13 protein-coding genes are annotated in these 14,625 nt (G+C 72.6%); 9 read left to right on the top strand and 4 right to left on the bottom strand.

The features are described 5' to 3' along the window. Window positions 1-17: 17 nt before the first annotated feature. Window positions 18-1,301 (bottom strand): TOMM precursor leader peptide-binding protein, encoded by a 1,284-nt coding sequence (locus K7G61_RS09500; RefSeq protein WP_225846262.1) that lies wholly within the window; start codon window positions 1,299-1,301, stop codon window positions 18-20. A 243-nt stretch (window positions 1,302-1,544) separates the two neighbouring features. Between K7G61_RS09500 and K7G61_RS09505 the strand changes: the two genes are divergently transcribed. From K7G61_RS09505 to K7G61_RS09520, 4 genes are all read left to right on the top strand, one after another. Continuing rightward, window positions 1,545-2,138, top strand: a complete 594-nt coding sequence (locus tag K7G61_RS09505) for a M48 family metallopeptidase (RefSeq protein WP_225846263.1) — start codon at window positions 1,545-1,547, stop codon at window positions 2,136-2,138. Between the two features lie 71 nt (window positions 2,139-2,209). Continuing rightward, entirely contained in the window at window positions 2,210-3,919 is a 1,710-nt protein-coding gene (locus tag K7G61_RS09510; RefSeq protein ID WP_225846264.1) for a TerD family protein, read from the top strand. Window positions 3,920-3,925: 6 nt separating this feature from the next. Continuing rightward, window positions 3,926-4,609: an AIM24 family protein gene (locus K7G61_RS09515; RefSeq protein WP_225846265.1), complete on the top strand. Its 684-nt coding sequence runs from the start codon at window positions 3,926-3,928 to the stop codon at window positions 4,607-4,609. A 16-nt stretch (window positions 4,610-4,625) separates the two neighbouring features. Next, complete coding sequence (locus K7G61_RS09520; RefSeq protein WP_225846266.1) at window positions 4,626-5,387, top strand: AIM24 family protein; 762 nt, start codon at window positions 4,626-4,628, stop codon at window positions 5,385-5,387. A 156-nt stretch (window positions 5,388-5,543) separates the two neighbouring features. On the opposite strand, the gene K7G61_RS09525 is transcribed toward K7G61_RS09520, so the two are convergent. Beyond that, on the bottom strand, window positions 5,544-6,074 hold the full coding sequence (locus K7G61_RS09525) for an NUDIX hydrolase (protein WP_225846267.1): 531 nt from the start codon (window positions 6,072-6,074) through the stop codon (window positions 5,544-5,546). Then, entirely contained in the window at window positions 6,071-7,591 is a 1,521-nt protein-coding gene (locus tag K7G61_RS09530) for a zinc-dependent metalloprotease (protein WP_225846268.1), read from the bottom strand. Before K7G61_RS09530 ends, K7G61_RS09525 begins: the two co-directional genes overlap by 4 nt. 243 nt (window positions 7,592-7,834) lie before the next feature. Between K7G61_RS09530 and K7G61_RS09535 the strand changes: the two genes are divergently transcribed. The 4 genes from K7G61_RS09535 to K7G61_RS09550 all read left to right on the top strand — a co-directional run bounded on the left by K7G61_RS09535 (window position 7,835) and on the right by K7G61_RS09550 (window position 10,940). Beyond that, the gene (locus tag K7G61_RS09535; RefSeq protein WP_225846269.1) at window positions 7,835-8,938 is read left to right on the top strand and encodes an NAD-dependent epimerase/dehydratase family protein; all 1,104 of its coding nucleotides are present in this window, start codon (window positions 7,835-7,837) and stop codon (window positions 8,936-8,938) included. A 102-nt stretch (window positions 8,939-9,040) separates the two neighbouring features. Then, the gene (locus tag K7G61_RS09540; RefSeq protein WP_374204097.1) at window positions 9,041-9,487 is read left to right on the top strand and encodes a molybdenum cofactor biosynthesis protein MoaE; all 447 of its coding nucleotides are present in this window, start codon (window positions 9,041-9,043) and stop codon (window positions 9,485-9,487) included. A gap of 145 nt (window positions 9,488-9,632) precedes the next feature. Continuing rightward, a complete protein-coding gene (locus tag K7G61_RS09545) occupies window positions 9,633-9,857 on the top strand; it encodes a hypothetical protein (protein ID WP_225846270.1) in 225 nt (74 codons plus the stop codon). A gap of 9 nt (window positions 9,858-9,866) precedes the next feature. Further along, window positions 9,867-10,940, top strand: coding sequence for a PDZ domain-containing protein (locus tag K7G61_RS09550; protein WP_225846271.1), 1,074 nt, complete (start codon window positions 9,867-9,869; stop codon window positions 10,938-10,940). Between the two features lie 56 nt (window positions 10,941-10,996). Here the strand turns inward: K7G61_RS09550 and K7G61_RS09555 are convergent, their stop codons facing one another. Next, on the bottom strand, window positions 10,997-11,548 hold the full coding sequence (locus K7G61_RS09555; RefSeq protein WP_225846272.1) for a PPA1309 family protein: 552 nt from the start codon (window positions 11,546-11,548) through the stop codon (window positions 10,997-10,999). A gap of 120 nt (window positions 11,549-11,668) precedes the next feature. On the opposite strand from K7G61_RS09555, the gene K7G61_RS09560 reads away from it, so the two are divergent. Beyond that, entirely contained in the window at window positions 11,669-14,605 is a 2,937-nt protein-coding gene (locus tag K7G61_RS09560) for a UPF0182 family protein (protein ID WP_225846273.1), read from the top strand. The last annotated feature ends 20 nt before the right edge of the window (window positions 14,606-14,625 follow it).

Consider the following 14,625-nt stretch of genomic DNA (forward strand, 5'->3'; position numbering starts at 1 on the left):
CCCTCATTTCCCCTCGGTCACATGGCCATTGTGCCCCTCCCCACCGACGCCCCGGCGAAGAGAGCATCACTTGCCGCCCGGCTCCGTGCTTTGTCCTCATCTGCGCCATCAGCGGATTCGCCCGGCCAGGGCCCTCCCGGCCAGGGCCCTCCCGCCCAGGGCCCTCCCGGCCAGGGCGCGGCGCCCGCCGCGCCGCAGCCGCAGCGGGGGTCGGCCGGCAGCGCCCGCGTCCGGGTGGCCAGCCGGGCCAGCGACAGCTCCACCCGGGCCCCGAGGCCGGGCGCCGGCCGCCCGTCCAAGTGGGCCAGCACATGGGCCGCCGCCAGCCCGGCCACCGCTGTGGCCTGCGCCACGTCGCACGCGGGCACAGCGGGCTGCCGCCCCGACCTGAGCTGGGCCAGCATCCGGGGCCAGTGCGGGTCGCCGTCGGCCAGCTTCAGGGCCAGGCACTCCCCGCACGCCGTCCGCCCCGGCACCACCAGCGGGCCGACCACGCCGAGGCCCTCCACCACCCCCGTATACAGGTGCGGCACGCCCGACGCCACCAGCCGCCGCGCCTCGGCCGGCTCCGGCGCGTACGCGGCCAGCCCGTCCCTGGGGGCCAGCACCGCCACCACGGGCCCCGGCCCTGCGCCGCGCCCACCCCCTGCGCCGCCCCGCTCCGCCGACGGACCCGAGCGGTCCGCCGCGGCGCCCACTCCCTTGAGGTCGGGGGCCGCCCGGCGGACCGCTCCCCGCCCCGCGGCGTCGCGGCGATCGCCGACGTGCTCGGCCGGGATGCCGCCCGGAGCGGTGTCCCACGGTTCGACCCGGCCGCCGTCGAGCAGGTCCACGGCGCCCACCCCGGCCGCCGACAGCAGCGCGGCGACCTGCGCCCCGACCCGTCCCGCCCCGTGCACCCGCACCCGGGCCGCGCGCCGGTGCCGTATCCGCGCCGCCGCCGCGCCCGGGGCCGGATGCAGCAGGGACAGGGCGGCCAGGTCGGGACGCAGCCGGTCCAGCGCGGCCGTCCGGTGCCGCACCGCCGCGGACAGGGGAGCGTGCGCCGCCGCGTCGTCCAGCACCCCGCCGCGGGCGAGCACACCCAGCAGCCGCCGCACCCGGTCCGGCCCCAGACCCAGCGCCGCCGCGTCCCGCAGCAGGGTCTCGCCGCCGCGCGTGCCGTCCAGCAGGTCGAGGAAGCCCGCCTCGGCCCCGTCCACCGGCTCCAGCACCACCGCACGCTCCGGGTCCACCCCGAACTGCACGCACGCCCGCCCCCGCCAGCTCCGCCGCAGCGCGGCCTTCAGCATCGGACGCATGACTCCCGCCTCCCCGTTTCCGCGCGCCTCGCGCGCCGGCCCGTGCCGCCCCGCCTTCCGGCGCGACGGCCATCACTCCGCGTGAGTGATGCTTGCAGCGTGCCGGTTTCCCGCGACCGCCCCGCGGAGTTATCCACAGGCTGTGGGGAATAGTCGTTCAATATGCGTACGGATCGCGGTGATTCCGCTGGCAACCGCCCGGCGGGCGGACGTCCCACAGGGACAGCGGGTAACGTCGTGGCCGTGTCCGCCGATCCCGCGCATCATCCGGCCGCCCGTCCCACCCCCGACGTGACGACGGGCGCGAAGGGCGGGACGGGCGGGGTGGAAGTGCGCCGCAGCGCCCGCCGGCGACGGACCGTGTCCGCCTACCGCGAGGGCGACCGCACCATCGTCCTCATCCCGGCCCGGATGTCCGCCGCGGAGGAGCAGCGCTGGGTGGGCGTGATGCTCGACAAGCTCGCCGCGCAGGAGAGCCGCAGGACGCCCGGTGACAGCGAATTGGCGGAGCGGGCCGCGCAGCTCTCGCAGCAGTACCTGCGCGGCCGGGCCGTACCTGACACGGTGCGGTGGGTCACCAACCAGAACTCCCGGTGGGGGTCGTGCACGCCCGCCGAGGGCAGCATCCGGCTCTCGCACCGGCTGCGGGGCATGCCCGAGTACGTGATCGACTACGTGCTGCTGCACGAGCTGGCGCACCTGCTCGTGCCGGGCCACGGCCCCAGCTTCTGGAAGCTGCTGGAGGGCTATCCGCGCACCGAGCGGGCGCGCGGATTCCTCGAAGGCGTCGTGGCGGCCGGCCGCCTGCCCCGTCCGTCCGAGGCGGACGGGGAATAGCCGCTGCCGGTGCGACCGGTTAGCCTGTCGCAACGCACCACGCACTCAGGGGATGGGGGAACGGTCGCACCATGGCCAGGGAATTCCAGCGCGGCCACAAGGCCAGGATCAGCGATCTGACCGCGGGCACGGATCTGTACATCGGTGTGCAGATCGCGGCGCCGGGACTGACGTTCGACATCAGTTGCTTCGGACTGGACGCGGCCGAGCAGCTCTCGGACGATCGCTACTTCGTCTTCTTCAACCAGCCCAAGTCCCCGGAGGAAGCCATCCAGTTGCTCGGCCCGCAGGCCGGCGACACCGAGTCCTTCCGCGTCACGCTCGACAGCGTCCCCCAGTCGGTGCGCAAGCTCTCGTTCACCGCGACCATCGACGGCGACGGCCGCATGTCGCAGATCGGCCCCGGTTGGATCCGGCTCGTCGCGGGCGGCGAGGAGGTCGCCCGGTACTCGTTCACCGGCGCCGAGTTCAGCACCGAGCGGGCCGTGATGCTCGCGGACATCTACTACAAGGACGTGTGGCGGTTCGCCGCTGTCGGGCAGGGCTTCGACGGCGGGCTCGCCGCCCTGCTGCGGAACTTCGGCGGTGAGGTCGCGGAGGAGGAGCCCGCACCCCAGGCCGCGCCGGCCGCCGCCCCGGGATTCGCGCCCCCGCCCGGCCCGGCCTCGGTGCCCGTACCCGGATTCGCGCCCCCGCCCGGCCCCTCCGCCGCGCCGTCCGCACCCACTCCGCCGCCCGCACCCATGGCGCCGACCCCGCCGCCCGCGCCCGCCTTCGGAGCCCCCGCCCCCGCCGGCGCGGGCTTCACCCCGCCGCCCGCCCCCGGCAACCCCGACATCCACCAGGCGCCCACCATGATCGCGCCCATGACCGCGCCCCCGGGGCAGACACCGCCCTCGCCCCCGCCCTTCGGCCAGGTCCCGCCGCCCCAGCCGGCCCCCGCCCCCGGCCAGTTCGCCGCCCCACCCGGCTACCAGCAGCCGCCACCCGGGTACGGGCAGCCCGCTCCCGCCCCGCCCGGCTACCAGCAGCCGCCTGGTTACGGGCAGCCGCCTGGTTACGCGCAGCCAGGCGGCGGATACGGGCAGCCGGGCGGTCAGGGCCCGCAGGCCGCCGCACCCGGCCTCGGCGTCGCCATGCAGAAGTACCGCGAGGCCCCCACCGGCCGCCGCTGGACCCAGCAGAACGCCAAGATGATGCGGGCCGACCTCGCCCAGGAGGGCGGCCAGCCGGTCCTGGCCCGGCAGGGCAGCATGGTCCTGTACCAGGGCAAGGTCGACTTCGGCTACAAGGGCGCGGGCTTCGTCGGCCGCATCGTCGGCAACGCCACCGGCCAGGAGATGCAGCTCATGCGCTGCACGGGCGGCGGGCAGGTCTTCTTCGCCGAGAACGGCGCCTATCTGCACCCCGTCGAGCTGCAGAACGACGCCATCTGCGTCTCCGCGGAGAACGTCCTGGCGTTCGACGAATCGCTGCAGCACGAGGTGCGCAGGATCGAGGGCCACGGCATCCCGGGCGGCGCCCTGTTCACCATGCAGTTCCAGGGCACCGGCACCCTGATCGTCAAGACCCACGGCACCCCTGTGGTCCTGCCGGTCACCACGACCACGTACGCCGACAGCAACGCCGTCGTCGCCTGGTCGGCGGGCGCCCAGGTGATCGTCTCCAGCCAGGTGAGGCTGCGCAGGAGCGCGTACCCCGGCCACAGCGGCGAGACCGTGAACCTCCAGTTCCGCGGCGCGCCGGGCAACTTCATCGTCGTCCAGCCCTACGAGGTGTGACCCGCCATGGACCAGCAGATGATCGCGGGCTTCGCACCGACGCCGGTCGCCGCCCGAATGGAGAACCACGGCTCGGCGATCCTCAAGGTCGCCATGCAGACCGGCCACGACCTGTTCGCCCGCACCGGCTCGATGATCGCCTACGAGGGGTTCATCCAGTACGAGCCCAACCCGCCCGCCGTGCGCCAGATGGCCTCCGCCTGGCTGACGGGTGAGAGCACCCCGCTGATGAAGTGCAGCGGCGACGGCCTGCTCTACCTGGCCGACTACGGCGCCGACGTGGTCTGCCTCAACCTCGACAACGAGTCGGTGTCCGTCAACGGCACCAACCTGCTCGCCTTCGACGCCCACCTCACCTGGGGCGTCGAGCGGGTCAAGGGCCTGGCGAAGTTCGCCGGGCAGGGCCTGTTCAACGTCGGCGTCTCCGGCCAGGGCTGGGTCGCCATCACCTCGCGCGGCACCCCCGTCGTCGTCGACTGCGGCGCGGGCGCGGACGAGACGTACGTCGACCCGGACGCCCTCGTCGCCTGGTCGTCGGGGCTGAAGATGCGGGCCAAGCGCAGCTTCAAGGCGTCCTCGCTGATCGGGCGGGGCAGCGGCGAGGCGTTCCAGATCGGCTTCTCGGGCCAGGGCTTCGTGGTCGTCCAGCCCAGCGAGGACAGCACTGACCGGCTCCGGTTCCGGGGCTGAGGGGGAGCGACACACCATGCAGAGCCCGCTTTTCGCCCACACCGAGGTCCAGAACCAGGACCACTACAGCCTGCAGAACTCCTACCTGCTGCGGGTCCGCCTCGACGGTGCCGCCGGCCCCGACTGCCTGGCCCGCAAGGGGTCGATGGTCGCGTACCAGGGCATGATCGAGTTCGACGGGGAGTACCAGTCGTCCGGCCGGCGCAGCGGCCGGCGGCAGACCGGCGAGGGCCTGGACCTGATGCGCTGCTCCGGCCAGGGCACGGTCTACCTGGCCAACCTGGCGCAGCAGATCCACATCCTCGACGTCGACCACGAGGGCCTGACCGTCGACAGCGCCTATGTGCTCGCGCTCGACTCCGGGCTGCACTGGGACGTGATCGCGGTCGACAGCCAGTACGGCCTGTCCGGGACCGGCCAGTACAACCTGGCGATCGCCGGCAGCGGCAAGGTCGCGGTCATGACGTCGGGCAAGCCGCTGATGATGCCGGTGACACCCGACAAGTACGTGTCGTGCGACGCCGACGCGGTGGTGGCCTGGTCGACCGGGCTGCGCGTCCAGATGCAGGCGCAGACCTCGTCCTCCTCGGTCTTCCGCAGGCGCGGCAGCACCGGGGAGGGCTGGGAGCTCAACTTCGTCGGCCAGGGCTACGTGCTGGTCCAGCCCAGCGAGCAGATGCCGCCGCAGAACGCCGTGATCGGCCAGGGCCTGAGGGCGCAGTACGGCCTCGGCGCGCAGGGGGCGCGGGGCGCGAACCAGGGCAACGCCTGGTCATAGGCGGAGCCGGGCCGACGCTCGGTCACGGCCCGGGTGCGGGGCGCTCGTGGCGGCGCCCGCACCCAGCGCCGCCGCACCCCGCCGAACCCAGCGCCCCCGCACCCCGCCGCACCCGCGCCACGTACCCGCCACCCGCCACCCCCGCGGCGAGCGGCGCTACAGCACCGCCAGCGTCCGGTCCAGCAGCGCCGCGACCGAGCCGTCGGCGACCTGCGGGACATGGTCGTAGGAGAACCAGCGCAGCTCCAGCGACTCGTCGCTGATGGCCTCCGTGGCCCCTGCGGGGGCCACGGCCGCGTACTGGACGTCGAGGTGCCAGGCGCATGGGGTGAGGTGCCGGTCAAGGTTCACCGGGGCGGGCACGAGCAGGCGCAGCCCCTCGATGCCGGACTCCTCGGTGGCCTCGCGCAGGGCGGCGGCGGCCAGGGAGGAGTCGTCCGGTTCGCAGTGCCCGCCCATCTGCAGCCACATCCGCAGCTTCGCGTGCAGGGTGAGCAGGACGCGCTCCCGTGAGGGGTCGACGACCAGGGCGCTGGCGGTCAGGTGCCCGGCCTTGCACGGCTTCCACATGCCGTCCGGATGCGTGGCCAGGTGCGCCAGATACCCGCGGCGCAGCTCGTCCTGGGCCGGATCGGGCGCACTCCACCCCTCCAGGACGCCCACCGCGTCCTCGTACAGCCCGCTCACCTGCCGGATTCGCCCTTGCCGTCGGTGTCCTCCGGCCCGTCCGTGCCCTTCGCGTCCTGGGCGCCGGTGCCGTCCGCGTCCTGGGCGTCGGTGCCGCCCGCGTCCTGGGTGCCGCCCGACGCCTGGCCGCGCTTGCGCTCGATCTCCTCGCTCGCCGCGTCCCCCAGCATCTTGTCCAGCTCGGAGAAGTCGAAGGACTCGCGGTGCACGAAGCCGTCCGGGTCGTCCAGGTCGGCGGCGGTCGGCAGCATGTCCGGGTGCGCCCACAGGCCGTCGCGCCCCTCCATGCCGCGCGCGTCGGTGAGCGAGGCCCACAGCCGGGAGGCGTCCCGCAGCCTGCGCGGCCGCAGCTCCAGGCCGACCAGGGTGGCGAAGGTCTGCTCGGCCGGCCCGCCGCCGGCCCGGCGCCGCCGCAGCGTCTCACGAAGCGCGCCCGCCGACGGCAGGTGCGGGGCGGCCGCAGCGTGCACCACCGCGTCGACCCAGCCCTCGACCAGGGCTAGGGCGGTCTCCAGGCGGGCCAGGGCGGCCTTCTGCTCCGGGGTGTCCTCGGGCTGGAACATGCCCTGCTGCAGCGCCTCCTGGAGCTGCTCGGGCTGCGACGGGTCGAGCTGCCCGACGGCCTCCTCCAGACGCGCGGTGTCCACCTTGATGCCCCGCGCGTAGCCCTCCACGGCCCCGTACAAGTGCGCGCGCAGCCACGGCACATGGGCGAACAGCCGCTGGTGGGCGGCCTCGCGCAGCGCCAGGTACAGCCGCACCTCCTCCGGCGGGATGCCCAGGCCCTCGCCGAAGGCGGCGATGTTCGCCGGCAGCAGCGCGGCCTTGCCGGACGGGCCGAGCGGCAGGCCGACGTCGCTCGAACCGATCACCTCGCCGGCCAGGTTGCCCAGCGCCTGCCCGATCTGGGAGCCGAACATGGCGCCGCCCATGGAGCGCATCATGCCCAGCAGCGGGCCGGTCATGGCCTGCATCTCCTCGGGCAGCACGTCACCCATGGCGCCGGCCACCCGCTCGGCGACCGGGTCGACCAGCTCCTGCCAGGCCGGCAGGGTGGCCTCGACCCACTCCGCGCGGCTCCAGGCCACGGCCGTGCCCGACCCCGAAGGCAGCGAGGTGACGCCGTCCAGCCACAGGTCGGCGAGCCGGATGGCCTCCTCCACCCACGAGCGGTCGGCGCGGCTCACGCTCGCGTCCTTGACGCCGTCCGCGGTGCCCTGGGCGACCGTCTGGCGGGCGATGTCCTTGGCCATGTCCCAGTTCACCGGCCCGCCCTCGTACGAGAGCATCTGGCCGAGCTGCTGGAAGGCGGCGCCCAGGTCGCTGGGGTTGAGGGAGCCGAACATGGCCGCGAACGGGTTGTCCCCGCCGCCGGGCCCGAAGGGCGCGCCGCCACCGAAGCCGAACGGATTCGGCCGGCCGCCGCCTTGTCCGCCGCCCTCTTCGCGCTTCTTGCCGTCGTCCCCGTCCTCGGGCTCCTCGGGAGGGACGCCGAATCCGAATGGGATGTCACTCACGGGATTCCTCGGCTCTGTCTCGTAGTGGGCTGTGGTGGTGGGATGGACGCGGGGGTGGTGCGGTGGTGCCGATGGGGCCCGCGGCCGGCCGTGGGGGCCGGCCACGGGGGACGCCGTCGTAACGGCTGTCGTAACGCTCTACGTATTGTGGTGGGCTTTTGTGTACGGGCTGTACCTCCAGCCTAGACACCTGTCCGGCAGGATGGCTGCGTACGTATCTGAGACAACCGTGGGAGACACCCGGTGAGTTCCCCAGAAGCACACGTTCGCCCAGAGCGGACCGAGGGCCGGCCGGGCACGGGGCCGGTGGTCGCGGTCACCGGCGCGGCCTCCGGCGTGGGGCACGCGCTGGCCCTGCGGCTGGCCGCGTCCGACCAGGTCAGGAAGGTCGTGGCGATCGACGAGCGGCGCGCGGAGGTGCCCGGGGCGGCCTGGCGGGTGCTGGACGTACGCGATCCCGCCATCGCCGACAAGCTGCGCGGCACGGACGTCGTGGTGCACCTCGCGCTCGACCTCGACCTGGACTCCGACGCCAAAGCGCGTTCGGCCTTCAACGTGCGCGGCACCCAGACCGTCCTCACCGCGGCGGCCGCCGCGGGGGTGCGCAGGGTGGTGCTGTGCACCTCGGCGATGGTCTACGGCGCCCAGGCCGACAACGACGTGCCGCTCGCCGAGGACGCGCCGCTGCGCGCCACCTCGGAGGCGAGCTTCGTCGACGACCTGCTGGAGATCGAGCGGCTCGGCCGCCGCGCCCCGCGCGCCCACCCCGGCCTCAACGTGACGATCCTGCGCCCGGCCGTGCTGGTCGGCGGCACGGACACCGCGTTCACCCGGTACTTCGAGTCGCCGCGGCTCCTGGTGGTGGCCGGCAGCCGGCCCTGCTGGCAGTTCTGCCACGTCGAGGACCTGGTCGCGGCGCTGGAGTTCGCCGCGCTGGAGAAGGTGGACGGCGAGATGGCGGTGGGGTGCGACGGCTGGCTGGAGCAGGAGGAGGTCGAGGAGCTGAGCGGGATCCGGCGCATGGAGCTGCCGCCGGCGATCGCGTTCGGCGCCGCTTCCCGGCTGCACCGGCTGGGCCTGACGCCGTCGCCCGCGGGCGACCTCGCGTACACCATGCACCCGTGGGTGGTCAGCGGGAACCGGCTGCACGAGGCGGGGTGGCGGCCGACGTGGACCAACGAGGAAGTGCTCGCCGAACTCCTGGAGGAGGTCGCGGGCCGCAACTCCGTGGCCGGCCGCAGGCTCGGCCGCAAGGACGCGACCGCCTTGGGCGCGGCCGGGGCGACGGTCGCCCTTGTCGGCGCGGCGGCCGCGGTGCGGCGGGCCCGCAGGCGCAGGGGCATCTGACGCCGGACGCACGGCGGCGCGGCCCCCGGACGTGTGGACCTCGCGGGCGCGGGGTACGGGGCGCGGGGACCGGGCTGTCCGTATCGCGGGGGATGAGGCAGCATGACCGGCATGACGTCCTCGCGTGATCCCCTCAGGCTGCTCGCCGTCCGTGATACCCCGCTGTCCGTGGACGAGGTGTTCGCCGCGGTCGGAGACGATGCCGCGGGCGGTACCACGCTGTTCGTCGGTACGGTGCGGGACCACGACGGCCGGCCCGGCACGGCGGTGACCGGGCTGACCTATTCCGCCCACCCTTCCGCCGAGGCCGAGTTGCGCCGCGTCGCGGAGAAGGTCGCCGCGGACTTCCCGGTACGGGCGCTCGCGGCGGTGCACCGCGTGGGGGAGCTGGCGGTCGGGGACATCGCCGTCATCGTGGCGGTGTCCTGCGCGCACCGCGGCGAGGCCTTCGCGGCGAGCCGCCGCCTGATCGACGATCTGAAGTCGCAGGTGCCCATCTGGAAGCACCAGGTGTTCGACGACGGTTCGCAGGAGTGGGTCGGCGTCTGACCGCTGAGGCGACCCCCTTCGCGCTCACCCTCCGTTAGGGGGAAGCCCGGTTGCGTCATCCCGGGGAGCGGAGGAGCGTGGAACCGGTGGGTGGTTAATCTGCCCATTCGTCCACTTCTGCGTGTTACGGGGTCGGGAGTTCGCCGTGGGAGCACTCGCTTGGCTGGTCATTCCGCTGCTGGGGATCTGCGCGGCGGCTGTGTGGGCCCGCTGGGCGGCGCACGGCAAGGCGTCCGGTGACGGGGCCTCGCTGGCCGGCTACGAGCGGTTCCGGCAGGCGATGCAGCGACCGCCGTCCGGGAGGCGAACACCGCCCGCGGACGAGGACGAGGACTCACCCGAGGGGCCGGTCGCCGGCTCGGTCCCGTAGATTCGTCCTATGCCACGCCGCACCGCGACGCTGCTCGCCTCGTCCCTGACCCTCATAGCGCTGCTGTGCGTGGCGCTGCTGGCGCCCACCCCGTACTCGGAGATGTCGCCCGGGCCGACGGTGAACACGCTGGGGGACTACGCCGGTGACACGGTCATCCAGATTTCGGGCCACAGGACGTACCCGGCGACCGGGCACCTGAACATGACCACCGTCCGCGTCACGGGCGCCGACTACCACATGAACCTGGTCGAGGCGTTCGTGGGCTGGCTGCGTCACGACGACAAGGTGGTCGAGCACGACACCCTCTACCCGAAGGGGCAGACGGCCCAGCAGGCGGACCAGCAGAACGCCGAGGAGTTCAGCCAGTCCCAGGACAGCGCCAAGGTCGCCGCCCTCAAGGAGCTGCACATCGCGGTGCCGTCGCGGGTGATCGTGGCAGCCGTTGTCAAAGGCGGCGCCTCGCAGGGGCGGCTGCACGCCGGCGACGTGATCAAGGCGGTGGACGGGCACCCGGTGCAGCAAGCAGAGGACGTCGCGCCGCTGGTCACCAAGCACAAGCCCGGCCAGCCGGTCACCTTCACCGTGATCCGGGCGGCGGACGCCAAGAAGAAGTCGCCGCTCCCTCAGTCGGTGACGATCACCACACGCACCTCGCACGACCAGGGGCCCACCCGGGCGGTCGTCGGCATCCAGGCGGGCGTCGAGCACATCTTCCCGTTCAGCATCGACATCAAGCTCGCCGACGTGGGCGGACCCAGCGCCGGCATGATGTTCGCGCTGGGCATCGTCGACAAGCTCACCCCCGGCAGCCTCACCGGCGGCCAGTTCGTCGCGGGCACCGGAACCATAGACGACAAGGGCGACGTCGGCCCGATCGGCGGCATCAGCCTGAAGACGATCGGCGCCCGCGACAAGGGTGCGAAGTACTTCCTGACCCCGGCCGACAACTGCGGGGAGGCCGCGAAGGACATCCCCAAGGGCCTCACCCTGGTCAAGGTCAAGACGCTGGACGACGCCATGGCCGCGCTCACCGACATCCGCACCGGCAAGACCTCCGCGCTGCCCAGCTGCAAGAGCTGAGCCCGGGACTGCGTCCAGGCGGCGGCCCGCGGCCCGTGAGGCCGCCGCCGGGGCGCCTACGCGAACGTCGCGGACAGCGCCTCCGCCAGCCCCGGCACCAGGTCGGACCCGGTGAGCACCTCGGACGGCGTGTCCTTCGCCCGCAGCCTCAGCGCCGACTCCCGCTCGCCGCCGCGCAGCACGGCGACCGTCATCCGCACCTCCTGGCGCTCGGGGTGGGCCGCCACCCAGGCGCTCAGCGCGGCCTCGTCCAGGTCCTCGGGCATGGCCGACTCGGCGGACGGCGGCAGCATCAGCCGCTCCACGGTGAGCGCGCAGCCGGCGATCACATCCGGCCAGGCGATCGTCGCCAGGAACTCGTCCAGCGGCTGTCCGGACGGCAGCTCCTCCTGCTCGATCGGGGTCAGACCGCCCGGGGCGTCGTCGCCGAGGCCGAGCCGGTCGGCCAGGCCCGGCTCGCTCGCCCGCAGCCGGGCGGTGTCGACAAGGGCGAAAAGGCGGGCGGGCTGGTCCCAGCCCAGAGCCGACGCATAGGCGTCGATCTCCAGGACGGCACGGGTCAGCGGGGTGGCGGCGAGCGGGGCACCTTCGGCGGTGGTCTCAGGCATGGTCACTATCCTGCCTCTTCCCCGGCCGGAATCGGGAACCGGCCAAAGCGTGAGTAAGTTGCACCTGTGGGGTCCGAGCCGGGGCACCCGTGAAACCCTGCGAAACCATGACATTTCGAGGTGCGCACGTTGGTATTCCAGATGCCGGACCGTGACGGAGGGCCGTCGGGGCCGCGGATCACGATGGGCCGTCCGTCCCGGCGGGCGCGGACCCTCCTCATCACGGTCGGCATCCTGATGGTGCTGATGATCACCTTCGTGATGTTCGCGGGCTTCTGGACCGACTGGCTCTGGTACCGCTCGGTGCGCTACTCCTCGGTGTTCACCACCATGCTGTGGACGAAGATCGGCCTGTTCTGCGTCTTCGGCCTGCTCATGGCCTCGATCGTCGGTGTGAACATCTTCCTCGCCTACCGGCTCCGGCCGCCGCTGAGCGCCATGTCCCTTGAGCAGCAGAGCCTGGACCGCTACCGGATGGGGCTCGCGCCGTACCGGGGGTGGGTGCTCGCGGGAGTCTGCGCCGTGGTCGGGCTCATCGCCGGCGGCTCGGCGGCCACCCAGTGGCGGCTGTGGCTCATGACGAGCAACGCCACGCCGTTCCACGTCAAGGACCCGCAGTTCCACAAGGACGTCTCGTTCTACGTCTTCGACCTGCCCTGGTACCGCTTCCTGCTGAGCTTCGGCTTCGCGGCCGTGATCCTCTCCCTGGTCGCCGCCGCCCTGGTGCACTACCTGTACGGGGGGCTGCGCCTGACCTCGCCCGGCGGCGGCAGGGCCACCGCGGCGGCCACCGGCCACCTGTCGGTGCTGCTGGGGGTGTTCGTCTCGCTCAAGGCCGTCGCCTACTGGCTGGACCGCTACGGCCTCGCGATCAAGCACAGCGGCTTCAAGGCCACCGACAACTGGACCGGCCTGCGCTACGTGGACGCCAACGCCTACCTGCCGGCCAAGACCATCCTGTTCTGCATCGCGGTGATCTGCGCGCTGCTGTTCTTCGCCACCTTGTGGCGGCGCACCTGGTCGCTGCCCATGATCGGCTTCGGGCTGATGGTGCTGTCCGCCATCCTGGTCGGCGGCCTCTACCCGGCGCTGGTGCAGAAGTTCCAGGTGCAGCCCAACGAGGCGGCCAAGGAAGCGCCCTACATCCAGAAGAACATCTCCGCGACCCGTGCCGCGTACCGGATCGCCGACAGCCAGGTGTCGGACTACGCGGGGACGAGTTCGGCGACCGACGCCCGGTTGCGGGCCGACGTGGACACCTCGGCGTCGATCCGCGTGCTGGATCCCAACGTGGTCTCGCCCACCTTCCAGCAGATGCAGCAGTCGCGCAGCTACTACTCGTTCCCCTCCACGCTGGACGTCGACCGCTACACCGAGAACGGCAGGACGCAGGACACCGTCGTGGGCCTGCGCGAGCTGGACATCAACGGCATCTCCGAGAAGAACTGGATAAACGAGCACTTCAAGTACACTCACGGCTTCGGCATCGTCGCGGCCAAGGGCACCGAGGTGACCGGCGGCGGCGCGAACGGCGGCGAGAACGGCAGCGACCCCACCGGCCAGCCCGTCTACACCGAGCAGGACCTTCCGACGACCGGCGGCATGGGCCCGTACCAGCAGCGCGTCTACTTCGGCGAGCAGACCACCCAGTACTCGATCGTGGGCGGCCCGACCAAGGAGCTCGACTACGCCTCCGACAAGTCCGGCGAGCAGTCGTTCTCGTACGACGGCAAGGGCGGCGTCAGCCTCGACAACCCGGTGACGCGCGCGGCCTATGCGGTGGCCTTCGGGGAGCCCAAGATCCTCTACTCCGGCGCCATAGGACACGGATCGAGGATCCTCTACCACCGCACGCCCAAGGAGCGGGTGGAGGCGGTCGCCCCCTGGCTGACCATCGACGGCGATCCGTACCCCGCGGTGGTCAAGGGGCACATCGTGTGGATCGTGGACGCCTACACCACCACCGACAGCTATCCGTACGCCTCCAGGACCACGCTCGGCGACACCACGGCGGACTCGCTGACCAGCGACCAGCGTTCGGTCGTCGCCCGGCAGAACCAGGTCAACTACATCCGCAACTCGGTCAAGGCGACCGTCGACGCCTATACGGGGGCGGTCACCCTCTACCAGTGGGACACCGAGGACCCGGTCCTCAAGACGTGGATGAAGGCGTTCCCGCACACGGTCGAGCCGAAGAGCGCCATCCCGCCGGACCTGCTGGCGCACCTGCGCTACCCGCAGGATCTGTTCAAGGTGCAGCGGCAACTGCTGGCGAAGTACCACGTCACCAACGCCGCCCAGTTCTACAGCGGCAGCGAGGTGTGGCAGGTGCCCGACGACCCCGCCTCGAAGTCGGGCAAGGCGGTGCCGCCGTACTACCTGAGCCTGAAGATGCCCGGGCGCGACAGCCAGGCGTTCTCGCTCACCTCGACCTTCACCCCCAAGAACCGCCCCAACCTCGCCGCCTTCGTCGCGGTCGACTCCGACGCGACCAGCCCGGACTACGGCAAGCTGCGGATCCTGAAACTGCCCAGCGACGCCCCCGTCGACGGCCCGCAGCTCGTGCAGAGCAAGTTCAACTCCGACTACGCCCAGTCGATCACCCTGCTGCGCGGCAAGGACTCCACGATCGAGTACGGCAACCTGCTGACGCTTCCCCTGGACAACGGCCTGCTGTACGTCGAACCGGTCTACGTGCGCGGCGCGAACACCGACTACCCGCTGATGAAGAAGGTGTTCGTCAACTTCAACGGGCAGACCGCGCTGGAGGACACCCTCGCCAAGGCGCTGGACTCCGTCTTCGGCGCGAACACCGGCGCCCAGCCGCCGGCCGGCTCCACGGGTACGTCGGGCCCGCCGCCGACGGCGAGCGGGCCCGGCACGGGCGACTCGTCGCTCGCGGACGCCCTCGACCGCGCCCAGCAGGCGTACGAGGACGGGCAGAAGGCGCTCAAGCAGGGCGACTTCCAGAAGTACGGCGAGGCGCAGAAGCGGCTGGAGGCGGCGCTGAAGGACGCTCAGGCGCTGGAGAAGGGCGCCGCCGCCAAGAAGGGCTGAGCCCGCCCCGGGGCGACCGC

Origin of the sequence: Streptomyces sp. HPF1205 (genome assembly GCF_020400825.1) — a bacterium.
Taxonomy (GTDB): domain Bacteria; phylum Actinomycetota; class Actinomycetes; order Streptomycetales; family Streptomycetaceae; genus Actinacidiphila.

Coding starts and splice junctions, on each gene's coding strand:
- K7G61_RS09515 (WP_225846265.1), top strand. CDS start 3,926: ATGGACCAGCAGATGATCGCGGGCTTCGCACCGACGCCGGTCGCCGCC.
- K7G61_RS09540 (WP_374204097.1), top strand. CDS start 9,041: ATGACCGGCATGACGTCCTCGCGTGATCCCCTCAGGCTGCTCGCCGTC.
- K7G61_RS09555 (WP_225846272.1), bottom strand. CDS start 11,548: ATGCCTGAGACCACCGCCGAAGGTGCCCCGCTCGCCGCCACCCCGCTG.
- K7G61_RS09520 (WP_225846266.1), top strand. CDS start 4,626: ATGCAGAGCCCGCTTTTCGCCCACACCGAGGTCCAGAACCAGGACCAC.
- K7G61_RS09510 (WP_225846264.1), top strand. CDS start 2,210: ATGGCCAGGGAATTCCAGCGCGGCCACAAGGCCAGGATCAGCGATCTG.
- K7G61_RS09550 (WP_225846271.1), top strand. CDS start 9,867: ATGCCACGCCGCACCGCGACGCTGCTCGCCTCGTCCCTGACCCTCATA.
- K7G61_RS09500 (WP_225846262.1), bottom strand. CDS start 1,301: ATGCGTCCGATGCTGAAGGCCGCGCTGCGGCGGAGCTGGCGGGGGCGG.